20 protein-coding genes are annotated in these 22,001 nt (G+C 66.4%); 6 read left to right on the top strand and 14 right to left on the bottom strand.

The features are described from left to right. Nucleotides 1-112: 112 nt before the first annotated feature. Nucleotides 113-1,132 carry a LacI family DNA-binding transcriptional regulator gene (locus tag ACFC25_RS12250; protein WP_376045441.1) on the top strand — a complete coding sequence of 340 codons (1,020 nt, stop codon included), beginning with the start codon at nt 113-115 and terminating at the stop codon, nt 1,130-1,132. Here ACFC25_RS12250 and ACFC25_RS12245 read toward each other — a convergent pair. Beyond that, nucleotides 1,129-2,490: an MFS transporter gene (locus tag ACFC25_RS12245; RefSeq protein WP_376045438.1), complete on the bottom strand. Its 1,362-nt coding sequence runs from the start codon at nt 2,488-2,490 to the stop codon at nt 1,129-1,131. The two genes, ACFC25_RS12250 and ACFC25_RS12245, sit on opposite strands and share 4 nt — an antisense overlap. A gap of 96 nt (nt 2,491-2,586) precedes the next feature. Here ACFC25_RS12245 and ACFC25_RS12240 point away from each other — a divergent pair, with 96 nt between their 5' ends. Continuing rightward, nucleotides 2,587-2,967, top strand: a complete 381-nt coding sequence (locus ACFC25_RS12240; RefSeq protein ID WP_337346445.1) for an STAS/SEC14 domain-containing protein — start codon at nt 2,587-2,589, stop codon at nt 2,965-2,967. A gap of 109 nt (nt 2,968-3,076) precedes the next feature. Here the strand turns inward: ACFC25_RS12240 and ACFC25_RS12235 are convergent, their stop codons facing one another. Genes ACFC25_RS12235 through ACFC25_RS12215 form a run of 5 tightly spaced genes read right to left on the bottom strand, consistent with a single transcriptional unit; the run spans nt 3,077 to nt 8,439 of the window. Continuing rightward, nucleotides 3,077-3,289, bottom strand: a complete 213-nt coding sequence (locus ACFC25_RS12235; RefSeq protein WP_337350304.1) for a hypothetical protein — start codon at nt 3,287-3,289, stop codon at nt 3,077-3,079. Beyond that, entirely contained in the window at nt 3,289-5,259 is a 1,971-nt protein-coding gene (locus ACFC25_RS12230) for a glycogen debranching N-terminal domain-containing protein (protein ID WP_376045435.1), read from the bottom strand. The genes ACFC25_RS12235 and ACFC25_RS12230 overlap by 1 nt, the downstream gene beginning before the upstream one ends. Continuing rightward, nucleotides 5,256-6,581, bottom strand: a complete 1,326-nt coding sequence (locus ACFC25_RS12225) for a hypothetical protein (RefSeq protein ID WP_376045432.1) — start codon at nt 6,579-6,581, stop codon at nt 5,256-5,258. Before ACFC25_RS12225 ends, ACFC25_RS12230 begins: the two co-directional genes overlap by 4 nt. Continuing rightward, nucleotides 6,581-7,378, bottom strand: coding sequence for a sugar phosphate isomerase/epimerase family protein (locus tag ACFC25_RS12220; protein ID WP_376045430.1), 798 nt, complete (start codon nt 7,376-7,378; stop codon nt 6,581-6,583). Before ACFC25_RS12220 ends, ACFC25_RS12225 begins: the two co-directional genes overlap by 1 nt. Then, on the bottom strand, nt 7,375-8,439 hold the full coding sequence (locus tag ACFC25_RS12215) for a zinc-binding alcohol dehydrogenase (RefSeq protein ID WP_376045427.1): 1,065 nt from the start codon (nt 8,437-8,439) through the stop codon (nt 7,375-7,377). The genes ACFC25_RS12220 and ACFC25_RS12215 overlap by 4 nt, the downstream gene beginning before the upstream one ends. A gap of 133 nt (nt 8,440-8,572) precedes the next feature. Between ACFC25_RS12215 and ACFC25_RS12210 the strand changes: the two genes are divergently transcribed. Continuing rightward, nucleotides 8,573-9,565 carry a Gfo/Idh/MocA family protein gene (locus ACFC25_RS12210; protein WP_376045425.1) on the top strand — a complete coding sequence of 331 codons (993 nt, stop codon included), beginning with the start codon at nt 8,573-8,575 and terminating at the stop codon, nt 9,563-9,565. A gap of 41 nt (nt 9,566-9,606) precedes the next feature. On the opposite strand, the gene ACFC25_RS12205 is transcribed toward ACFC25_RS12210, so the two are convergent. Then, the gene (locus ACFC25_RS12205) at nt 9,607-10,647 is read right to left on the bottom strand and encodes a LacI family DNA-binding transcriptional regulator (protein ID WP_376045422.1); all 1,041 of its coding nucleotides are present in this window, start codon (nt 10,645-10,647) and stop codon (nt 9,607-9,609) included. Between the two features lie 88 nt (nt 10,648-10,735). Between ACFC25_RS12205 and ACFC25_RS12200 the strand changes: the two genes are divergently transcribed. After that, entirely contained in the window at nt 10,736-11,716 is a 981-nt protein-coding gene (locus tag ACFC25_RS12200) for an ROK family protein (RefSeq protein WP_376045419.1), read from the top strand. Here ACFC25_RS12200 and ACFC25_RS12195 read toward each other — a convergent pair. Further along, nucleotides 11,713-13,497 carry a class I mannose-6-phosphate isomerase gene (locus ACFC25_RS12195; protein WP_376045416.1) on the bottom strand — a complete coding sequence of 595 codons (1,785 nt, stop codon included), beginning with the start codon at nt 13,495-13,497 and terminating at the stop codon, nt 11,713-11,715. The two genes, ACFC25_RS12200 and ACFC25_RS12195, sit on opposite strands and share 4 nt — an antisense overlap. A 91-nt stretch (nt 13,498-13,588) precedes the next feature. On the opposite strand from ACFC25_RS12195, the gene ACFC25_RS12190 reads away from it, so the two are divergent. Further along, nucleotides 13,589-14,164, top strand: a complete 576-nt coding sequence (locus ACFC25_RS12190; RefSeq protein ID WP_376045413.1) for an SGNH/GDSL hydrolase family protein — start codon at nt 13,589-13,591, stop codon at nt 14,162-14,164. On the opposite strand, the gene ACFC25_RS12185 is transcribed toward ACFC25_RS12190, so the two are convergent. Genes ACFC25_RS12185 through ACFC25_RS12170 form a run of 4 tightly spaced genes read right to left on the bottom strand, consistent with a single transcriptional unit; the run spans nt 14,145 to nt 18,656 of the window. Beyond that, on the bottom strand, nt 14,145-15,314 hold the full coding sequence (locus tag ACFC25_RS12185) for a hypothetical protein (RefSeq protein WP_376045411.1): 1,170 nt from the start codon (nt 15,312-15,314) through the stop codon (nt 14,145-14,147). The two genes, ACFC25_RS12190 and ACFC25_RS12185, sit on opposite strands and share 20 nt — an antisense overlap. After that, a complete protein-coding gene (locus ACFC25_RS12180; RefSeq protein ID WP_337346433.1) occupies nt 15,314-16,243 on the bottom strand; it encodes a carbohydrate ABC transporter permease in 930 nt (309 codons plus the stop codon). Before ACFC25_RS12180 ends, ACFC25_RS12185 begins: the two co-directional genes overlap by 1 nt. Further along, the gene (locus ACFC25_RS12175) at nt 16,243-17,244 is read right to left on the bottom strand and encodes a sugar ABC transporter permease (RefSeq protein ID WP_337346432.1); all 1,002 of its coding nucleotides are present in this window, start codon (nt 17,242-17,244) and stop codon (nt 16,243-16,245) included. Before ACFC25_RS12175 ends, ACFC25_RS12180 begins: the two co-directional genes overlap by 1 nt. Next, nucleotides 17,241-18,656 (bottom strand): extracellular solute-binding protein, encoded by a 1,416-nt coding sequence (locus ACFC25_RS12170; RefSeq protein ID WP_337346431.1) that lies wholly within the window; start codon nt 18,654-18,656, stop codon nt 17,241-17,243. Before ACFC25_RS12170 ends, ACFC25_RS12175 begins: the two co-directional genes overlap by 4 nt. 299 nt (nt 18,657-18,955) lie before the next feature. On the opposite strand from ACFC25_RS12170, the gene ACFC25_RS12165 reads away from it, so the two are divergent. Beyond that, entirely contained in the window at nt 18,956-20,104 is a 1,149-nt protein-coding gene (locus tag ACFC25_RS12165) for an ROK family protein (RefSeq protein ID WP_376045406.1), read from the top strand. Nucleotides 20,105-20,248: 144 nt separating this feature from the next. Here the strand turns inward: ACFC25_RS12165 and ACFC25_RS12160 are convergent, their stop codons facing one another. Together ACFC25_RS12160 and ACFC25_RS12155 are read right to left on the bottom strand one after the other, a co-directional pair. After that, nucleotides 20,249-20,602 carry a GNAT family N-acetyltransferase gene (locus ACFC25_RS12160; protein ID WP_337346429.1) on the bottom strand — a complete coding sequence of 118 codons (354 nt, stop codon included), beginning with the start codon at nt 20,600-20,602 and terminating at the stop codon, nt 20,249-20,251. A gap of 69 nt (nt 20,603-20,671) precedes the next feature. Continuing rightward, nucleotides 20,672-21,868 carry a serine hydrolase domain-containing protein gene (locus ACFC25_RS12155; RefSeq protein WP_376045402.1) on the bottom strand — a complete coding sequence of 399 codons (1,197 nt, stop codon included), beginning with the start codon at nt 21,866-21,868 and terminating at the stop codon, nt 20,672-20,674. Nucleotides 21,869-22,001: the final 133 nt, after the last annotated feature.

The raw sequence follows: 22,001 nt of genomic DNA, 5'->3' as shown, positions 1-22,001 counted from the left end.
TTGCGGGAACGTTTTCATTGTGCGGTGTGTTCCAGCTCACTGTCAAGGGCCAACTGTGAAAGACGGAGGAAATAGAGTGTCTTCTAGGACAATCGTGAAGAGGAGACCCCACATGGAACCGGTCGCACCCGGCACCACCGTTACCCTGCGGGACGTTGCCGCCGCCAGTGGGGTGAGCCTTTCCACGGCCAGCCGTGCCCTGGATGAACGCGGAACCGCCTCCCGCTCCGCCGCGGCGGAACACGTCCGGAAGGTTGCCGAGGAACTTGGCTACCGCCGGAACTCCTTCGCGTCCAGCCTGCGCCGCGGCGAAACCCGGACCCTGGGGGTACTGGTCCCGCGCCTCAGCGACACCGTGATGGCCCTGATGTTCGAAGAACTGGAGCGCGCCGCCTCAGACCGCGGCTATTTCGCCATGGTGGCCACCAGCGGGGATGACCCGGACGATGAGCGCCGCGCCGCGGAGACGCTGCTGGACCGCAATGTTGACGGGCTGATCCTTGCGACGGCCAGGCTCGACGACGAACTCCCCAAGCTGTTGCGGCAGCGGAAGGTGGCACACGCCCTGGTGCTGCGTACCGACGGCGTGAGCCCGTCAGCCCTCGGCGACGACGAAGTGGGCGGGTACCTTGCCACGCGGCACCTCATCGACCTGGGCCACCGTGACATCGCGGTGGTCACCGGTCCGTCCTTCACTTCCACGGGGACGGCCCGCCTGGCCGGTGCACGCCGGGCCATGGAGGAGGCTGGCGTCACCCCGCGGGAAGATTGGCTGCTGGCGGCTGGCTATGGCATCGAAAACGGCTTCGCGGCCGGCGAGACGCTGCTGGGCAGCAACCCACGCCCCACTGCTATTTTCGCCGCCAACGACAACCTCGCCATGGGCATTATCGCGGCGGCGCACCGCTGCCAGGCGATCGTGGGACGGGATCTCGCACTGGTGGGCTACAACGACATTCCCCTCTCGTCGCGGCTCGCCACTCCCTTGTCCTCCGTGCGCGTCCCGCTGGACCAGATTGCGGGCAACGCGATCGACCTCATCGTGAACCCCGGCAAGGAACCCCGGATCCGTAAGGCCATGCCCAGCCTGATTCCCCGCGAATCCAGCGGGCCACCTCAGCGCGGCGGCTAGGCTTTTGGCGCCCGCCACAGCAGGGTCACACCGAACGCCACGGCGCTGAGCACCAGCATGGCCAGCACCATCAGGCCCCAGCTTGCCTGATCCACGCCGCCGTCAGCGAAGACACCGATCAGCACTGTGGCGGTAATGGCTCCCACATAACGGCAGGTCTGGTAGATTCCGGCTGCCACCCCCCGCTCTTGCGGCCTGACCGAGAGGAACATGCCCTGGTTGGTGGCAATGCCCACCGCCCCGTAGGGAATGCCCATCAGCGTGGTGAGCGCCAGCACCAGGGGAATGGCCAGTGATCCGGTCAGCAGCCACATCAGCGCTGCCACCATGGTCAAAAGTACGACGCCGGCAATCAGCACGGGCCGTACGCCGAATTTGCCCATGGCCCGGACAGCCCAGGGCGTGGCCAGCACGGACATCGCCGCAAGCGGCAGCATAAGAAGCCCCACCAGCCCGGGGTCATAGCCGCCGGCTTCCTGCAGCAGTTGAGGCAGGCCAAAGAAGACGAAGTAGTACACGCTGCTGAAGACCGCGAACCCCAGGTAGACCAGCATCAGCGGCCGGTTACGGCCCAGCAGCCTCAGGTCCAGGAACGGCGGGCTGAAGCGGAGTTCGCGCCACACAAACAGTGCGGCGATGGCGGTTCCGGCGCCAAGCATCCACCAGCGGTAGCCCGGGGCCACGTCCAGCAACGCCATCATGACCAGCAGGAGGGAACCAACAAAAGCTGCGATCCCGGGGATGTCCGAATCCTTGGCCAGCCGGGCAAGGCTTCCCCGCTCCCGGACCCCGTCCGCCGGGGCCACCTTCCGTACGATAAAGAGGGCTGCCAATGCCAGCGGGACGTTGACCAGGAAGAGTGCCTCCCAGCCCACCTGGCCTACGAGCAGGCCGCCGGCCACCGGTCCCACCGCCGCCGCGGAGGTGTTTGCCATCTGGATCCGGCCGAGCGGGCGTGACGATTCCGTTCCTGCACGCTGCGCGATGGCACCGATCATGACTACCGCGCTGGGATAGGCCGTAGCGGTGCCCAACGCCATGACGGCGCGGGCAACGCACAGCAGCGCGAAGTTGGGTGAAAAGGGGGCGAGCGCGCACGTGATGGCCACAGTGCCCATGCCCAGCATGAACATGCGCCGCGGCCCGAACCGGTCCGCCAGCCTGCCCATCAGCGGCTGCCCGGCGGCGGAAGCGAGGTAGAAGGACGTGATCACCCAGGTGACGGTAGCGACGTCGAGCCCGAAATCCGCGCGCAGGACCACCAGCGCGACGGCGATCATGGAGGAATTCAGGGGGTTCAGCGCGGTGCCCAGGCTCAGGCCTGCCACCGCCAGACCGGTCCGGGGTTTGTTGCTCACGGAAACAGTCTGGCGCACAGCCTTTAAATCCGCGATTTTGTGACCGCCGCCGCGGCTGGGACTAGGATGTGCTCAACTGACACTTCTGGGGGCAGTATGGAACCGATCACGGTCAAAGGCGGCAAGGGCACGGTAGATCTGGAGGATGGCAGGTACATCCACCTGGTCTGGAACCGCAGTGTCCGGATCGAGGAAGTGGATGCCCAGGAGGCCATGGCAGCAGTTAACGTTGTGGCCGACGGCCGTGAGTATCCGATGCTCGTTGACATGGCCACCACCGAGTCCGTGAGCCGCCAGGCCCGGGCTGTCTTCTCGATTCCGTGCGCGGCGTCCAGGATCGCCCTGCTGGGCTCAAGCCCGGTGGATCGGGTGCTCGCCAACTTTTTCCTCAGCCTGCACGTCCCGCCATGCCCCACCCGGTTCTTCACCTCCCGGGACGATGCCATGGCCTGGCTGCTGGCAGAGCCCGCCAACTAAGGGGCGGAAAACCCGGCGTCGCGGGAACGGTCCGGGCTCGCCCGAACGCTTTAGCGTCCGGGCACCCTCCCGGGGATTCCGACGGCGTCATCCGGTCCGGCAGCGCGAATTACTTCCACTGCTCCCGCACCAGGCCGTGCGGCACCGCCGGATGGGCGCGCACCACGTAACACCCTTCCCCGACGTCGGTGATCATGATCCCTGTCCCGTGCCGGTCCGCGGCCTCACCCACGGCACGGACGGCGTCGTCCAGAACCCGGCCTACGTCGTCTGACTGGCCCGCCCGGACTTCCACGGCTCCGGCGCTCCTGCTCTCCGGCATCACTGGCCTTTGTGCCCGGCGGAGGCCAAGTCCGGGACCCGGGTTCCGCCGTCGTCCGTCAGCGGGACGGCAGTCAGTGGGCCCGCAGTCAGCCGGACCGCCGCCAGCCCGGCCGCAGCCGCCCACGCCTGGGGCGAGCCCGCATGGTGATACTTGACCGGCACGGGGAAGTCCGTCCGCGAGAACCCGCCGAACAGTTCCGGGAGGCTGTTGCCGAAATGCCCGGCCGCCTCACGGATTCCGGTTGCCACAGTCCGGGCGTCGTCCAGGAAGCCGTAGGCGGCCATCCCTTCGGCGGCCAGCATGGTGTCGTGGGGCCATACAGAGCCATTGTGGTAGGACATCGGGTGGTAGTAGTGCTGGCCTTCAGCAAGCGTCCGGATGCCCCAGCCGGTGAAGAAGTCGGGCTGCAGCAGGCGCGAGGTCACCGCGCGGGCATCCTCAGCGTCGAGCATGCCAGACCAGAGCAGATGACCCGCGTTGGAGGCGAGCGCGTCCACGTGGTGGCCTTCCCCGTCCACCGCCAGTGCCGGGAAGTTCTGCGAATCCATCCAGAACGCTTTCCGAAAGCGCGCCTTCAACCCGTCGGCCAGCCCGTTCAAGGTCTCCGCCCAGGCCTGGTCGCCCCAATATTCGGCCGCCAGCCGGGCACATTCCCGCAGTCCGCGCCAGGTGTAACCCTGGACTTCGGCGAGGGCGATCGCGCCCGTCGGTTCGCTGCCGTCGGCTCCGGCCACAGCGTCGAACGAGTCTTTCCAGCCCTGGTGGAGCAGCCCGTTGGGGTCCGGCGTGTAGCGGACAAACCCGGTGTCCTTCAGGCCGCCGTCGCCGAGGATCCATTCCACGGCTGCCCGCGCCGGCTGTTCGAGTTCGCGGATGAGGGCGTCGTCGTCCACGTGCCCCAGCGCCATCAGGAACAGCGGAGTGGAATCAACTGTGCCGTAGTAGCGGCCGTAGGGAACCGCGCCCAGCTGGGCCAGCTCGCTGACGCGCACTTCGTGCACCATTTTCCCGGGCTGCTCCACACGTGCGGGATCGTCCACGGTCCCCTGGGTTGCTGCCAGGGCACGCAGCACCTCGCCCAATAGCTGCGGAGATTCTGCCCGCGTCAGCATGGATGTCAGCAGGGAGTCCCGGCCGAACAGCGTCAGGAACCAGGGCAACCCCGCTGCGGGGATGGTCAGCTCCGGCTTGACCGGGCACGGCATCAACAGCGAGTCAAGGTCCTTGAGGCTCTGCCGCGCCAACGCGGTCAGCCCCTCTGTGGAACGCACGACGGCGGCTGGCGCCGCTGGGTCCGTCTGCCCGCCGGTGGAAGCGGCCGAGATCACCAGGGCCTGCGTCTGTCCCGCCGCCAATGCCAGGTCCCAGGACAGTACGACGCCGACGAAGCGCCCGTCCACCGGCTCCCGGCGGACCGCCGGAGCGATGCTCGCCGTCAGCTCGACGCCGGCCGTGAAGGTCCGGCCCCGGAAAGTATGGGTGTAATCGAAAGTCAGGGCGCCGCCGTCGACCACCGTCAGGCTGCTCGCGGCGCCACTGAGGTCGAAGGTCCTCCCGTCAGTGCGCACAGTGAATTGGTCAGCGAAATCGGTGCCCGCCCGCAGGACCAACCGGGCGGTGATGGGCTCCCGGCCGAGATTCCGGATACGAAGGGTTTCACGCAGGCCTGCCGCATCCAGTTCCTGGGTCCGGAAGACGAAGAGGTCGTGGGTCTGGTTCCGCCGTGCGGCAGGGCTGAGCGCTGTGGTGCGGCGGCCGGGTTCGCGGACGTTGCCCACATCCCAGAACGTGGAGTCATTGATCTCCAGGATCCAGCGGGACAGGAGCCGCGTGTCCGCCACGTACAGGCCCTCGGTACCCTGGGCGGGTGCGTCAGCGCGGCCGACGCTGCCATCCGCTGCGCCGCGCATCATGGCGCCGTGGGCCACGAGGACCGAAACTGCTGACGGGGGTGCAAGGGCTGTCATGGCGTGCTCCGGACGTAGGTGGTTTCGAGGGCCAGGGCGGCGGTCCAGCTGAAGCTTCGCGTACCGTGGGCCGCCCCGGTCCAGGGGTCGACGTATTCAGGGAAATCGTGTTCAAGGGCCAGCCTGCCGATGTTGCCGCGCAAGAAGGCTGCTTCCTCCGTAAGTCCCAGCCTTTCCAGGGCCTCGGCAACCATCCAGGACATGTTGAACCAGGCCGGACCGCGCCAGTACAACGCGGGGTTGTGGTCCTCGGCGGTGGCATCGTAACTGGGCACCATGAGGGCATCGCCGTTCATGAAGCGCGGACCGTTCAGGGTTTCCAGCAGAGCCTCGGTGTGGACCTGGTCCGGCAGCAGCAAGGGGATCAGGCCGTTGATGGTCGCCTTATGGACCACTGACCCGTCGGTGGCGTCGCGGGCTGAGTAGCAGCCCAGTTCCGCGACATACAGCTCCTCCAACGCGGTGGTGATGCGTTGTGCCCGGTCGCGGTGTGCTTCCCCGGGCAGGCCCAGCTCGGTGGCAATGTCCGCCAGGGCCAGCTCCGAGACCGCCAGCAGAGTGTTGAAGAGCGGATCCTCCATCAGGAAGGGATAGTCCGGATCGGCGTCGTCGCAGCCGTGGTCCCGGTAGCGCTCAGCCATCCAGAAATACTTGCCGTACTCCTTCTGGCTTGGCCGTTCCCCGGCGTCGGCGTGCTGTAGGTCGGGACGGTCCAGGGTTGTCTTGCAGTCCGCCGGAATCCGTGTCATCACGGTGTCCCACAGGGGCGAATTGTCGGTGCCGGACTCCCAGGGGTGCACAATGCAGGCCAGTCCCGAGCCGCCGCGGTCCCGGCGGCCGGACAGGTATTCGTGCCAATGCACCAGCCTGGGATAGTTCCGCTCCAGGAAGGACCGGCGGCGGGATTCTGCGGGGTCGGCCTGGTGGATTTTCCAGACGGCCCAGGCGTGGTTGGGCGGCTGGACCAGGCCCGCGGTGTCCACTTGCTTCGGGGACCCGGGAATCTTCCGGGACTGCCAGAACGAGGCGCCGGGCGCGTAGTCCTGGTCCCGGTGCGGATCGAAGATGATCTGCGGCAGCCGGCCGTCCTCCCATTGTCCGGCGAAGAGCGCGTCCATTTCCTGGCCGGCGCGGCGGGGCGAGACCCGGCTCAGTCCGACGGCGATGAAGGACGAGTCCCAGCTCCACTGGTGCGGATACAAGCCAGCGGCAGGAACAGTATGGGTTTTCCGCCAGTTGGCCTCGAGCACGGCGATGGAACGGGCAGCGATCCGCGCATCCAGCTCCGCCTGGTCGGCCTCCGCCCGGACATTACCCGGCATCACAGGTACCGCCCCAACAGGGAGGGCACCCGCGGAAGCACTTCTTCCGCGGGTCCGGACAGCCGGGACTCCAAGGCCACTGTGCCGTGGTAACCGATGGATTTGAGGGTGGCACCGAATAGCGCCCAGTCGATGTTTCCTGCCCCTGGCTCGAGCCGGTTCGAGTCGCTGGCCTGGATATGGCCGATGAATCCGGCAGCGTCCTGGAGGGCAGCAGCTGGATCACTTTCCTCGATGTTCATGTGGTACGTATCCGGAGCCAGCCGCACGGAGTCCAGGCCCACGAGCTTCAGCAGCCGGACGCCGTCGGAAAGCCGGTTGATCATGTGGTCCTCATAGCGGTTCAAGGGTTCGAGGTAGATCTCCACACCCTCGGACGCCGCGTGCTCCCCCAAGGCAGTGAAGGACTCCACAAGCACGGCGGTGTCCTCCTCCTCCGTGCGGGGCGGGACAAACGGGGGCAGGCGCTTGGAGAACATGCCATAGGACGCTGGAGTCATGACGCCCCGGCCGCCGATCTCCGCCATCACGCTCAGCTGCGACTTCAGCTGGATGACGGCGTCCTTGCGCAGTTCGTCGTCGAAGGCACCCACGAAGTGGGACATCTCCACGCAGGCGGTGGGCATCACCACGCCGGCGTTCCTGGCCCGGAGCAGCTCGGGCAGCCGGGCCTTGAACTGCAGTTCGCCGGCAGACCGCAGTTCAATGCCGTCGAAGCCCCAGGCCAGGGCATGGTCGAATTTCTCTTCGAGACTGCGGCCCGGGAGGTGTTGTTCCTGGACGGTGATGAGGGTCATGAGAACTCCAATACAACCTGGAGCGCGGACTGCGCGTCCGTGTCCAGGAGTTCATAGGCTTTGGCGGAATCGGCCAGGGGAAAGGTGTGGGTGACCAGGGACGGGGCGTCCACCAGCCGGTTGGCGAGGTGGTCCACCACGGTCTGCTGCAGGCGCGGGACGGTCCAGCGGGACCGGAGGCGGTTGGGGACGGAGCCGATTTGGGAGGCCAGGAGCTGCACCCTGTTGTGGTGGAACTCCTCGCCGAAGCGGACGCCGGCGGCCTCGCCTTGGTAGAAACCGGCGGCGATAACGGTGCCGTCGGCGCCCACGGCGCGGGTTGCCTCATGCAGGGCGCGGTAGTTGCCACTGAGCTCAATGGCCACGTCGACGCCGGCGCCTCCGGTAAATTTGCGGATCTCTCCTGCCAGTGCAGGGCTTGGGGGAAGTGCATGAACGGCTCCCCATCCCAGGGCCCGGTTGCGGCGGGCGTCGATGCCGTCCACGGCGATGACCTTCGCCCCGTTCAGGACGGCAAAGCGGGTGGCCAGCAGGCCGATGACGCCTTGGCCGAAGATGGCAACGGTGGAGCCGGGCCCGAGGTCTGCGGCCAGGACGGCGCTCAAGGCGATGGCGCCGACGCGAACGAAGGCACCGGCCAGCGGATCCATGCCGGCGGGGAGCACGTGTCCGCGGAGTGCTTCCGCGGCGAGGACGCCCTCGTCGCGGTGGCCCCAGATGCCCCACACAATGTCCCCCACCTGGACGGGAGCATCGTTGCCAGCAGCTCCGGCCAGCGGCCCTTCCGGCGGTGCCAGCTCCACAACTTCGCCGACTTCGGAGTATCCCCAGCCGTCGAGTGGATAACCAAGGGCCTCCTGCCCGGGCTGGAACAGCCGTGACTCTGCGTCCCAGGTGGACGTCAGGTACGGGTTGGTGCCGCGGTAGGCCGTGAGTTCGGTGCCCGCCGAGATTCCGGAATAGATGGTCCGGACCCGCGCCTGGCCGGCTTCGAGCGGGACGGACGGCTGGTCAATGACGGCGACGCTGCGGGGCGCCGCAATACGGAGGAAGCGGGACACTTCGGATCGGTCCTTAGGTTGGCTGAGCGGGCATCTGGAAGCGATGCAACCGAATGTGATGCAAACGACATTAGCACAATCACTAGCCAACTTGTGTATAGACGTTAGGCAGAATCTGCAGTAAGTTCATCACATGAATTCGGACACCTCCCCGGGGCACTCCCCTGCCAGTTATCCCCCCGTCAGGATTGGACTCGTGGGTGCCGGGCAATGGGCCGCGACCATGCATGCCCCGCTGCACAGTGCCGGTGCTGAGACAGAGCTCGCCGGGATCTGGTCCGCAAGCGGCGGCACCGCCGCGGCGCTTGCCGGGAAACACGGAGTCCGTGCCTTCGAAACGTTCGAGGAACTTCTTGCTTCCTGCGAGGCCGTGGACTTTGCCGTGCCGCCGCCCGTGCAGGCCGAACTTGCACCCCGTGCGGCCGATGCCGGGCTTGCCCTCCTCCTGGAGAAGCCGCTCGGGGCGTCCCTGCAGCAGGCAGCAGCCGTGGCGGATGCCGTGCGCCGCAACAAGGTGGCGAACGCCGTCGTCCTTACCAAGCGCTACCACCAGCGGACGCGCAGCTTCCTCGCCGCCGCGACGGAACTGCGGAGCGAAGCGGCCGTGCTCGGCGTCACCGGCAGTTACCTCCACGGCGGATTCCTCGATGGCGGGTTCCTGGACACCGCATCCCGGGCCGGCAACGCCAGCAAAAGCTGGCGCGATGAGTTCGGCGCGCTCCACGATCTCGGCCCCCACCTGCTGGACCTGATGGAGCTCACTGCAGGACCAATTGAGGCCGTGCGGGCCGAGGGCAGCAAGGACTACGTCACCATCACCACGTTCCACCGTGACGGCGCCACCGGCCAGGCGTGCCTGTCAGGCTCCGTCCGCCTCCCCCAGGCCAGGACCACCATCAGCGTCTATTCAGCGGCCGGAAGCCTGGATTACACCACCGACGGGATGGACCACTCCGAATGCTGGCCAGCCCTGCGGCGGGAATTCGCCGACGCCGCCCGGCTGGGCAGCGCGGTCACCGTGGATGCAGAGCGGGCCCTGCATGTCCAGGCGCTGGTTGAGGCGGCAGCGCTCTCGGCCCGGGAGCGGCGCATGGTCGCCGTGGCCGAGATCCTGCAGAACGGTTGACGATGAGTGGCCCGCACAATCCGAACTCAGCGACGGCTCGTTCAGTAACGCCGTACGGTGACGGGCATCAGGACCAGGCGCGGCGCCGGCGAAGCTTCGGCCGGCGCCGTTGTTCCGTCCAGCCGGTCGAACAGCAGGCGCGCCGCCGCTGCCCCGAGGGCCCGCGCATCATGGGACATCACCGTGAGCGGGATGCCCAACAGGTCTGCCAGCTCAACATCATCGAAGCTTGCCAGCGCCGGCATCGGCTGGCGCGCTGGCCGCCGCGGCACGCCGTCGCGCCATTCGCAGATTGCCCGCAGGGCACCTACCGTGGTTCGGTTGTTGGCGGAGAAAAACGCGGTGGGCGGATTCGGACCGGCAAGCAGCCGCCGAACGGCTCCAGCGGCGGCGTCGGTTTCCCGGACAATCACCAGATAATCCGGATCCAGGCTGATGCCGGCCCCAGCCAGCGCCTGCGTGAAGCCGTCAAAGCGGCTCTGAGCGGTGGAAATTCCCGCAACATCACCGAGGAAGGCGATGCGCCGGTGGCCGTCGGCCAGGAGTGCCGCTGTTCCGGCAGCAGCGCCGTTGGCGTCGTCCACGAGGACGGCGTCGCACTCCACGCCTTCGACGGTCCGGGTGGCGAGGACCAGCGGAACGCCGCCCAACTGCCGTGGGCCCAACGGGTTTCCGCCTTTGCCGGCCGGCACCAGGATCACTCCCTCCAGCTGGCGCGCGGCAAAGTCGGCGAGAAGGCTGCCCTCCCGGCCGGGATCTTCACCGCTGTTACCCACCACGATGTGCCGTCCGTGCGCGGCGGCAACGTCCTCGACGCCGAGTGCGAACTGACCGTAGTAGGGGTTGCCCAGATTCGTAACTGCAACGCCAATCAGCCCCGTGGGTTTGCTGAGCCGTGTGTTGCGGGCGCTCTGGTTGGGCCGGTAGCCGAGTTTTTCCACGGCTTCCCGGACCCGTTCCTGGACTTCCGGCCGCACGTTCAGGCCCCCGGACATGGTCCGGGAAACGGTCATCGGACTGACACCGGCCAGCGCGGCGACGTCCCTGACAGTAGGGACGGAAGAGGCATTGCTGCGGGCCATGGCCATCCCGTGCTTTCAGTTCGGACTATCCGCCCGGCGGCTTCCTGCCAGGCTGCGTCAACGTTACCAAGTGCCAGGAGAGACGCACATGAATGACCTTGAACTGCCCACCCCGGTACTGGAAATTGGTGGCACCCATGTTACGGCGGCGCTGGTCCGGCACGCGCCGGGCTCCTGGACTGTCGCGGCGGACAGTGTTGTCCGCCGGGGCCTTGACGCGCATGCTCCCGCAAGCCAACTCCTTGACGCCCTGGCGGCAGCCGCCAACTCCCTCGGCACCGGCCACAACGGCCGGTGGGGCGTGGCGCTGCCCGGGCCTTTCGACTATGCGAGCGGAATCGCGCGCTACGAGCATGTGGGCAAATTCGACGGGCTCCAGGACGTGGATGTACGTGCCGGGCTGGCGGAACGGCTGGGCATGGCACTTGGGACAGTCACGTTCCTGAACGACGCCGATGCTTTCGGAATAGGCGAGGTGGCGCTCGGCGCCGCGGGCCGCAGTCGGCGGGCCGTTTGCATCACGCTGGGCACCGGGGTGGGTTCGTCTTTCCTGGCCGACGGCATGCCCGTCAAAACTGGGACGGATGTTCCGCCGGATGGCAGCTGCTACCTGCTGGAATACCGGGGACGGCCGCTCGAGGATACCGTTTCCCGCCGGGCGATCCGGCGGGCCTACGCGGCGGCCGCGGGTGCTTCCGGTTCCGCCGGCGCCCCCGGTGCTGGTGCCGCTGGCGCCCCCGGAGATCCCGACGCCGGTACTCCGGACGTGCGCGACATCGCCGAGGCGGCCCGTGCGGGCGACGCCGTGGCCGCCATGGTCCTGGAGCGTGCTTTCTCTGCAGTCGGCGAGGCTGCCGCGCCGTATCTTTCGAGTTTCGGCACCGAGGTCCTGATTGTGGGCGGCTCGATGACGGGCTCCTGGGACATTGTGGAACCCGCCATCCGGAAGGGCATGGCAGCCGTGGCACCCGGCCTGGCAGCGTTGCCCCTCCGGAAGGCGGAGCGCTCCGAAGAGGCCGGCTTGGTGGGCGCTGCCTATTGGGCAGGGCACACCGCCGAAGGCGCTTAGTTCACAACTCCGCCGGCCGCAACGCGGGCAGGCAGTGCCGTCTCGGTCCCCCGCACCGAGGCTTTCACGGTGGCCAGCTTCTGACCCATTCCGGGGCCATGCGGGCTGATGGTGTACCGGCCCACGGCAGCCGGGACGATGAACGTTTCGGCGTAGCTCACCACAAACGGTTCGAACGCTCCGTCAGGACTTTCCACCACCGCCTGCGCGCCCTCGACGAGGTTCAGGACGTTCACGGTGCCATTGGTGTGGTGCTCCACGGTGTCCGTGAACCAATGCCGCCTGACCTCGATGAATTCCAGTTCGTGCAGGCCGGTGCGCTCCTCGGTCCAGCCCGGACCGGAGCCCAGTTCCTCCACCTGGTCCAGGAGCTGCTCGCGCGCCCACTCGGTGTTGCGGTCCCACTGGATGTTCCGGCTGGCATGGTCAACGTGGATGGGACGCGGCCGGCCATCCAGGCCCACGCGGTCCCAGTCCCACATCTTGAACGTGAAGATGTACGGCGTCGCAGAGATCTCCAGCACCATCGAGTTGGCCCCTGAACAGTGCACGGTCCCTGCCGGGATGGAAAAGTGGTCGTGCTTTTTGGCCGGGAAGGCGTTAACGTAATCCTCCGCGGGAAAGTGGGTGCCGCCGTCGGACGCTTCTTTCAGGGCCGTCACCATGGCCTCCGGGTCCGTGCCGGTTTTGAGGCCGAGGTAGACCACGGCGTCGTCGTCGCAGTCCAGGATGTAATAGCTCTCATCCTGCGTGTAGTGCATGCCGAAGCGGTCCTGGATGTAGTCCGTCAGCGGGTGGACCTGCAGGGACAGGTTGCCGCCGCCCATGGTGTCGAGAAAGTCGAAGCGGATGGGGAACTCGGCGCCGAAGCGGGCGTAGGTCTGCTGGCCGAGGAGCGCCGAGGGCTGGGTAAAGACCACGTTGACCGAGGGCAGCTCCACGATTTCTCCGCCGACGTCCAGCAGGATGCTGTTCTCCTCCGGGACGCAGTCGAAGCACCAGGCGTAGTTGTCCGCTTCGGAGTCCAGGCCGATGACCTTCTTCATCCACTGCCCGCCCCACACGCCAGGGTCAAAGAACGGCACCACCCGGAACGGCGCGGCGGCCGCAGCGGCCATCCCTCGGTGGAAGGTGTCGCCAGTGATCAGCTTGGCTTCGGAGACGCTCCGGTTGGTGTCCAAAACGTAGTCGACGGCGGGAAACAGCTGCCGCTTGTGCCTGTCGGCCACCCGCCACTCCACGAAAAAGCTCCGCTTGTACTTGCGCAGGTTGTCTTCGTTGGTGTTGTGGCAGCGCCAGTTGGGGGCGCCGGCACGCTGGCGCTGCTGCAGCTCCCAGCGTGCCATGTCAGCCAGGACCAAGGTGCGCTCGGGCAGCGGCACCAGTGCGGCTCCCCAGCCCACCAGGACAACCGGAACTTCCGACGACGCCACTTGGCGGCCGAGGTCAGCCAGCCTTTCGGCGTCGTAAAAGTCGGCCAGGGTGTGGTGGCTCATGACTCCGAAGACGCGGTCATCCGTGAGGTTGGCGGCGATCAGCGAATCGATCTCCGTGATGGGCCTGGCAGCGAGATCTTCCACGTTCATGATCCGGTGCCCCGGCAGTGCCTCGCCGATGAAGGCCAGGAGTTCGTCCAACTTCACCCCGGGATAGGCGTCCACCACAACGGGCCGGCCGGCGCCGGCGATCTCCTGCCAGGCATCCGGTCCGGTCCAGGTCCGCGGGTTGCCCGGGACGGTTACCGTGGGGAATTTGTCATAGAGGGGAGGTGTGTGGCTCATGGTCTTCCGATCCGGGAATGTTTCTTGATAACGTTACCAGCAATGCACTGGCCCGCTCGGGGCGGGCTGATACCGAAGGGCAGGTGCCGCAATGCGGCGGACGATGGTTTCCTATGGACACTCGTGGGTGGACGGCGACGGCGCGTCCGGGCCGGCCTCCTGCCTGGCCGCGCGGGTGGCTGCCCGGCTGGGCCTGGACCTGGACAACCGCGGTGTGGGCGGCTCCAGCAGCACCGGAACTGCGGCCCTCGTCCAGGACACGGCTCCCCCACCCGCCACGCTGTACCTGCTGATGACGGGACTGAACGATCTTCGCCTGGGCGGGGACGCGCCGTCGTCCCTTGAGCAGTACACCGCCGCGCTCCGGAGCATCCTTGCCGCCTTCGGCCAGGCAGCCCCGGACGCGCTGGTAGTGGCCCTCGCACAGCCGCCCCTGCTGGACTTCAGCCTGCATGCCCCGCACAATCTGGGGTCCAACGCCCTGGTGGCCACGTACAACGAGGAACTGCGGCGGGTTGCGGCGGAGTTTCCGCAGGTGGTGGTGGCCGAGGCCGCAGGCTGGAACGCTGCCACCATGCTGGACGCGGACACGGTCCACCCCAACGACGCGGGCCATAGCTGCCTGGCCCGCGCCGCCGTCCGCGCTGCTACTGCTGCATGGCAATAACAAGGCCGGCCCAGCTTTGGGGAACGGCACCCAGTCCGCGCCCGTTGTCGGGATTCCAGTACTCCGCCCACCCGCTGGTAGTGGCGCCTTTGGCCGTAAGCTCTGCGAGCGCAGCGCCCTCCTGCTCCATGCCCAGCCTCCTGTAGGCCTGGGCGAAGAGGTAGTTCAGCGGGGGCCACGCCGGTCCGCGCCAGTACGTGTCCGGATCGTAGGCGGGGTGCTCGCGGGCCACGTTGGCAGGGCCGAACTCCGCGCCGAACCGGGCCGGATCCTCAAGCTGCTTCAGTGCCGCCCGGGCTTTGGCTTCGTCCCCGGTGACCAAGGCGCCCATGACGCCGTCGCTGATGGGGATTCGGACCGACGGCCCCCCGCCCACCACTGCGAGATCGGACCAGAGCTGCTCGCCGTCGTCCCACAGGCGTTCGTCCATGGCGGCCGCGAGTTCGGTGGCCCGCGCCTCGAGCGTCGCGTCGCCTGTGACGGCAGCGAGTTCGCGGAGGTTGAACGCGGTGTAGGCGTTGAATGCCGCGGGGCAGGCCACGAAGCTGGTGGACCAGTTGGCGGCGCCGTCGTCGGAGAAGGAGACCTCGTTCATGCGTTCCTTGTTCCACGCCGTACGGGCCGGGCGGCTGTACCCTTCCTTGGTCCGGCCCGGGGCGCCCCAGTCGTCCCAGCGCGGGGCGTGGTCGTTGCCTGCTTCCCACGGGTGCACCACGTAGATAAGCCCCTCGGGAGTCCGCCGGTTCTCCCACAGCCAGTCCAGCCCCGCCCGCGCCTTGGCCAGCGTTGCCTCTGAGAGTGGAATGCCGGCGTCGGACAACACCCGTGCGGCGTGCCCGAACATGGGCGGCTGCGTCAGGGACGACGTCCCGGTGAGCGGACCCAGCCAAGTGTCCGGGCCGGCGCCGCCGTAACGCATGTGCGGCACCATGCCGTTGTCCAGCTGCCCGGCCAGGACGGCATCGAGCTCCTGGACCGCGCGGGGATCTCCCAGTTTGGCCCAGATGATGGCGTGGAAGCAGGAGTCCCACAGCCACAGATGCGGGTAGGTGCCGGGGTTCGGCACGGAATAGCCGTGCTCCGGGCGCCAGTGCGCGTCCATAAGGTTGCGCACAGTGCCTGCAAGACCGGCGTCCGTGGTGCGGCCCATCATCCTTTCTCCGCGCCTGCGGTCAGGCCTTCGGTCAGGAGCCGCTCGGCGGCAAAGAAGATGATGATGATGGGCAGCGTCAGGATGACCGAGCCGGCCATCAGGACGGTGGTGGGCACCTCGATGCTGCCGGCCAGCTGGGACAGGCCCAGCGAAACGGTCCAGCTTGGCCTGGTGTTGACCAGGAACAGCAGCGCGAAGAGGAATTCGTTCCACGCGATCATGAACACGAACAGGCCGTTGGAAATGATGGCCGGCATGGCCAGCGGCAGGCTGATCCGGCGCAGCACGCCGAGCCTGCTGCAGCCGTCCAGGGCCGCAGCTTCCTCCAGGCTGGTGGGGATGGTGTCGAAGTAGTTGCGCAGCATGTAGATAGTGACAGGGATGACCTGGGCCACGTACACGATGAGCAGCGCCACCAGCTGGCCGCGAAGGCCCAGCCTCGTGAAGAAGGTGAACAGCGGAATGGCCAGCAGGATGCTGGGGAACAGGTACACCGCAAGGAACAGGGCGCTGACCTGGCGGCGGCCGAAGAAGTTCAGCCGGCTAATGGCGTAGGAACCTGGAATGGCCACGAGCAGCGAGATGAGCACGGTGCCCAGCGCCACCATGGCCGAGTTGCCCATGAACTTCAGGAAGCCCTGCCCGCCGTCTTCCTGCGGAGTCAGGATGCTCCGGTAGGAGCCCCAGTCCAGTTCGCCGAATGGAATGACCAACGAACCCGGATCACGCAGCAGCGCATCCAGCGGCCGGATGGACAGGACGAACATGTAATAGAACGGGAACAGCGTCACCAGCACCAGGCCGACGATCACCACCCAGCGCAGCACACCGAAAACTTTGGTTTCGATCACGTCCCGCGTCCAGCGCGAACCCTCCGGGGGCCGGGACGGGGAGGCCGGGCGTCTCGTTTCGACGGGAATCGCCATCAGGAGACCTCCTCTTTCTTGCCGAAGAATTTAATGTAGATGCCCACCATCAGGCCGAGGATGACTGCCAGCACCAGCGCCTGGGCGGATGCCGCACCGATGTCACCGCGGGCGGTCAGGAAGTTGAACACGGTTACGGCCACGACTTCGGTGCCGCCGCCACCGCCGGTGAGCAGGTAGATGTCATCGAAGCTGTTGAAGGTCCAGATGAAGCGCAGCACGGACAGCATGGCGATGGTGGGGAGCAGTTGCGGCAGGATGATATGGAAGAAGCGCTGGATGGGAGTAGCCCCGTCCACCCTGGCCGCTTCCTCCAGGCTGTCCGGAATGGCGTTGATCCGGGCGGTCAGGAACAGGAAGGCGAACGGGAAGGACCGCCACATTTCGAACACGATGACGGCGATCAGAGCCGTGGGGATCTCGAAGTTCAAGCCCAGGAAGGACACTTCCCTGGCCCGCTCGCTGAGGAAGGGGATGGATTCCTCCCAGCCGAGCAACCGCTTGCCCCAATAATTGATGAGCCCAAACTGCGGATCCAGCATGGTGGTCCAGGTGAACGTCACGGCCACGATGGGTGACACGTACGGGATCAGCATGGAAGCCCGGATCAGGGTCCTTCCCTTGAAGGGCTTGCGGAGTGCCAGGGCCGCGATCAGTCCCAGGATGATCGCGCCGGCGGTGCCGAAGATGGAGTAAGCCAGCGTGGTCCCCAGCGACGTGAAGAAGCTGCTCGAGAACACGTTGTCGAAGTTGGCAAGGGTGTACGGGCCGAAGATTCCGGCCGTCCGGATGTTCAGGATCCGGACCCGCTGGAAGGCAAGCACCAACGTCCACAGGATCGGCAAGACCACCATGACTAAAACCAGGACCAGGGTGGGCGAGAGCAAGGTCAGGCCCGCCCGCTGCTCCTCCTTTGCCATGGGGGAAAGCTTGCGGCGCCCCCGCAGGCCGGCGGCCGATGCCGCCGGTCCTGCAGGAACGTCCTTTTTGACAGAACTCACTTCAGCGAGCCCTGAATCGAGCGAAGGGATTCAGCGGCCTGCTTGGCTGCGGTTTCGGGATCCACTCCGCCGGAGGTGACGTCACTGACAGCCTTGGCGATAGGCAGTTCGCCCAAAGCCGCGCCCACGAGGTCGCCCTGGCCCTGGGTGATGCCCCAGCGCTTGAGCTCATCCGGGCCCTGTTCCAGGACGGACAGCACGTCCTGGGAGTAGAAGTTGCCCAGGGGTTCCTTCTTGTCCACGCCCGCAGGCATGGTCTTCCACTTGTCCGCGTACTCGGTGGGGTTGTCCGCCGTGCCAGCCCTGACCGGGAGCCGGCCTTCAGGAGCGATGGAGAGCCAGTCAACGTAGCCCTCGGTCATGAAGTACTCCACGAACTTGCGGGCAGACTCCGAAGCGGAGTCCTTGGTGACTGTCCAGGAGACAACTTCACCGAACTGCGCCGGCTGGTCGCCGTCCGGTCCCTGGATGCCGGTTACAACGCCGGTGTTCTTGGCCAGGAAGGACGGGTCGGCCACGCACTCGGCGCACGTGGGCTTGGCATCGTTGCGAAGGCCTGCCATCTCGTCCAGGAGGAACGTTGACCAAATGGACATGGCGGCCTGGCCGGCGAAGTAGGAAGCACGGACCGTGTCCACGTCCTGGGCGCCCGGAACAGAGTAGTCCTTCAGCATGTCGCGGTAAAACTCCAGGGCACCGATGCATTCAGGGCTGTCGAAGGTGATGTCGCCCTTGTCGTTGACCATTTCGCAGCCGTTGCCCTGGGCAATGTGCTCGAAGGTCTGCTGCGTAAAGGCCTCACCGGGCTTGTTGGCGGCCGCGATCCCGGCCAGTTGGGGGGTGTCGAGCTTCTGCGCCGCGGCCTTGATGTCGTCATAGGTCTTCGGCGCCGCTATGCCGGCCTTGTCGAAGAGGTCCTTGCGGTAGTACAGGAGCTGCTGCCAGGAGGAATCAGGCACTGAGAGCTGCTGGTCGCCGTCGCGGGTAAGTTCCAGGGCCCGTTCGGAGAACGTGCTTTCGTCGAGGCTTTCAACGATTGCCTTGTTGCTGTCGGCATCCACCAGGTCGTTGGCAGCCAGGGTCCGGACCTGGGCCAGCGAGATGGAACCGATCACGTCCGGGAGGTCGCCGGCGGCCGCCGAGGACGTCAGGACCTGGTTGAACTGGTCTTCCGGCACGCCCACGAGCTCAACTTCGACGCCGGTGGCTGCTGTGAACTTATCGATGATTGCCTCTGTCTTGGCCACCCGGTCCGGGAGGGTATCCGCCGTCCAGACTGTGATGGCCTGGGCACTGGCGTCGGGGCTTGAGCCGTCATCCGTGCCTTCGTTGGGCGTGCAGGCCGCCAGCATTGCCACGGTCAACGATGCAGCTGCCAAGACGGCCACGCTGGACCGGCTTCTGGTTCTCATCACTTCGATGCTCCTGTCTTCGGCGGTGCCTTGAGCGGCCCCGCGGATTCGCGCTTTGCTCCCCCGTTCCACCGGCACTGGACCACTTTGGCCGGGCCAGCGGAAGAGGTGCTGGAAAACTCCCCGGTCGTGAGCGCAGTCACAATCCCGGGACTTGTGCCTAAAGGCTATCCAAATGTTGCCTAGTTGTCTAGCATTAGCTGCAGAGTCAATCGACACGAGTGGATGCAGGTTCTGCCCTATGCGCTCTCCGAGCGCCTAGGATGTCAAAAGTGCCTTTTCAACCGTAGGAGCCGCAGATGTACGTCGGACCAGGGGACGTCCTTCACCTGATCAGGTCAGGCAAGGCCCGAACCCGCGGGGACATCCAGGAAGAAACGGGCATGTCCCGCATGACAGTGGCCCAGCGCGTGGATGCCCTGCTCAAGGCTGAACTGATCCGCGAAGCCGGCACTGCACGGCCTTCCGGAGGCCGGCGGCCAACGGATCTGGCCTTCAACCTCCAGCACTCCTGCACTGTCTCCGCCTCGGTGGAGACCACGTCCAGCCGGGTAGCGCTCACGGACCTCAGTGGGGCGATCATCACCGACGAGCACCTGGACATCGCCGTCGATGACGGCCCCGAGAAAGTTTTGCACGCCATCACCGAAGCCGGACTGCTGCTTCTCCAGCGGTCCAACACGCCCATGGCAAAAGTTTCGGGAATGGGCATCTCCATCCCCGGCCCGGTGGATCCCCACACGCTCCGCCCAAGCCAGCCGCCCATCATGCCCGGTTGGGACGCATACCCCATTGTCGAGTTCATCCAGGACACCTTCCCCGTGCCGGTCCTGGTGGAGAACGACGCCGATGCGATGGCAGTTGGCGAATACAGCACGGGCTTTGCCGGCGTCCCTTCCCTATGCCTGGTGAAGGTGTCCACCGGCATCGGCACAGGCCTGGTCATCGATGGCCAGGTCTATCAGGGCGTCGACGGCGGGGCCGGCGATATCGGCCACGTCCGCCACCCTGCCTTCGCGGAACTGCAGTGCCAGTGCGGCTCGTTTGGCTGCCTGGCCGCTGGGGCCAGCGGAGGCGCGATCGCGCGCAAGCTCGCGGAGATGGGCATCGATGCATCGTCCGGACGTGATGTGCGCCAGCAACTGTTGGCCGGCAACGTGGACACGATGCGCCTCACGCACGACGCCGGCCGGAGGCTTGGTGAAGTGATGGCCACCGTGGTGTGCCTGCTCAATCCGGCAGTCCTGTTGATCGCGGGCGATCTCGCGTCATCCTCGTTGATCGGGGGCATCCGCGAGACGCTTTATCCTATGTCGCTCCCGCGAGCCACACGCCACCTGGACGTCCGGTTGGCGGCGCTGGGCGAAGACGCAGCAATCCGGGGCATGTCATCGCTGCTGGTGAACCAGGTCTTCTCGCCCGCTGCGGTCAACGCCCGCCTAGCCTGACAACGCCCACCTGGCCTGACAAAGCCCGCCTAGCCTGACAAAGCCCGCCTGGCCTGACAAAGCCCGCCTAGCCTGACAAAGCCCGCCTGGCCTGACAAAGCCCGCCTAGCCTGACAGACGTGGAACAGCCCCGGACAGCCAGCTTTACGCGCGGGCCCGCGGAGCCAGGGCGTCGTTCAAGAATTCCAGGTGCGCCGGAGCGATTGGTGCGGTGTCGCTGGCATACTCAGGGTTCTTGGTGATGAATTTTTTGATAAATGGGCAAACCGGCACGATCCGGAAGCCGGCGCCGACTGTCTCATCCAGCGCCGCGGTGGCGAGCTTGCCCGCAAGCCCCTGCCCGCCGTATTCCTCGTTGATCACCGTGTGGTAGAAAATCCTCTGCGGTGAGCTGCCGCCGTCGTAATCCTTGTAGGCCGCCTTGCCGATGACGTTTCCGGCCACCAGCACTTCGAAGCGCTCGCGTTCAGGATTGTGGCGGATGGTGGCGTCATTCACGGAGGTCTCCTCGGTTCGGTTTCTGATACAGCCTAACCTCGGCACGCGCACCGTTATTTCAATAACCGCCTAACAGGCCAGGTTCAGCGCGTCCACGGCGGCTTTGGCCATCTCAACAGCCTGCGGGTCGTCGAAGCCAATCAGGTCCGGCTTGGGAGCGCGTGCCACCGCCATGGCCACCTGGCGGGATCCGTCAGCGCTGATGAGCGCCAGCGCTGCATATCCCCGCACTACCCCTATGTGGCCGAAATAGTCGTTATTGGAGCAGGAGTCGTACCGCCTCACCACGCCAAGGCCGAACTCTTGATATTTGGGATGGTGCATCTCTTCCAAGGTTTGCCGCGTCACCAGGGTCCCTTTCTGCAGGGCAGCGAAATACGTGTTGAGATCAGGGACGGAGGAAATCAAACCAGCGTCGGGGGAACCCCTGTGGAACGGACTGAGCGCGTTGTCCACCAACTCGCCGCTTTCCGATTGTGTATAGCCGTGGACCAGCTGCCGCGGGCCAGGTTCATCACCGGTCATCAGGGTGTCCTGCAACCCCAGCGGCTCCACGTTGTCTGCGCGGATGACGGTTCCAATGTCCTGGCCCCGCAGCTTCTGCACCAGGAGGGCAAGGGCCGAGTAGTTGGTGCCGGAGTAGCTGTAGAGGCTGCCTGACCCTCCCGTCCAGCGGGCGGTCGCAGCGGCACCGAGCCGCTCTTCAAGGCTCATGGGCTGGTCCCCTGCCTTACCCATCTGAAACAAGGCATACCAGTAGTCGGGCATCCCGGACCGGTGGCTGAGGAGGCTGCGGATCGTGATGGGTCCGGGCGGCTTGATGATGCTTTCGAAGTCCGGCAGGTACTCCTGGATGGCGTCATCCAGCTGGATTTCCCCCTCCTCCACCAGCTTCAGGACCGAGACCGCCACCATGGTCATGGTGATGTCGCCAACGTGGGTCTGGTCGGTCAACTGTACGGGTTCCCGGGTTTCCAGGTTTCGGACGCCGTCTGCCGAGGACCACTCCCCCACCCGCGACTTGAGTTGGACGATGACGGCGGTGGCTCCCCGGGCGCGCACGTTCTCGCTGTACTCTTTCAGCACTGCGGCGAAGGCTGGCTCCGTTGGGGCAGTCGTCGTCGCTGTCGGGGATGGGGCGGTCGGCGACGGCTGGTCAGGGGGATCCGGGGCGCCGGTGCAGCCTGCAAGGGAGGCCACCAGCACGGCCGCAGCCAGGCCGGACGCAAGGCGGGAGGACCCGAAAGCATGAACGGCAGCCTGCATCCCATGTCCCTTCAAGGGGGGCCGGACAACAGCTGGACTCCCAAGAGACCGCCAGCAGCACCGGCACCTCCGATATTCCTCAGGGCGCCAACGGCTGTCAAGGACGACGATGCGGTACCCAGTGACTCAGCCG

This window comes from Pseudarthrobacter sp. NPDC055928, assembly GCF_042270935.1.
Lineage (GTDB): Bacteria > Actinomycetota > Actinomycetes > Actinomycetales > Micrococcaceae > Arthrobacter.
Note: the sequence above shows the minus strand (reverse complement) of the source record. Positions and strands in the feature narration are given on the sequence as shown.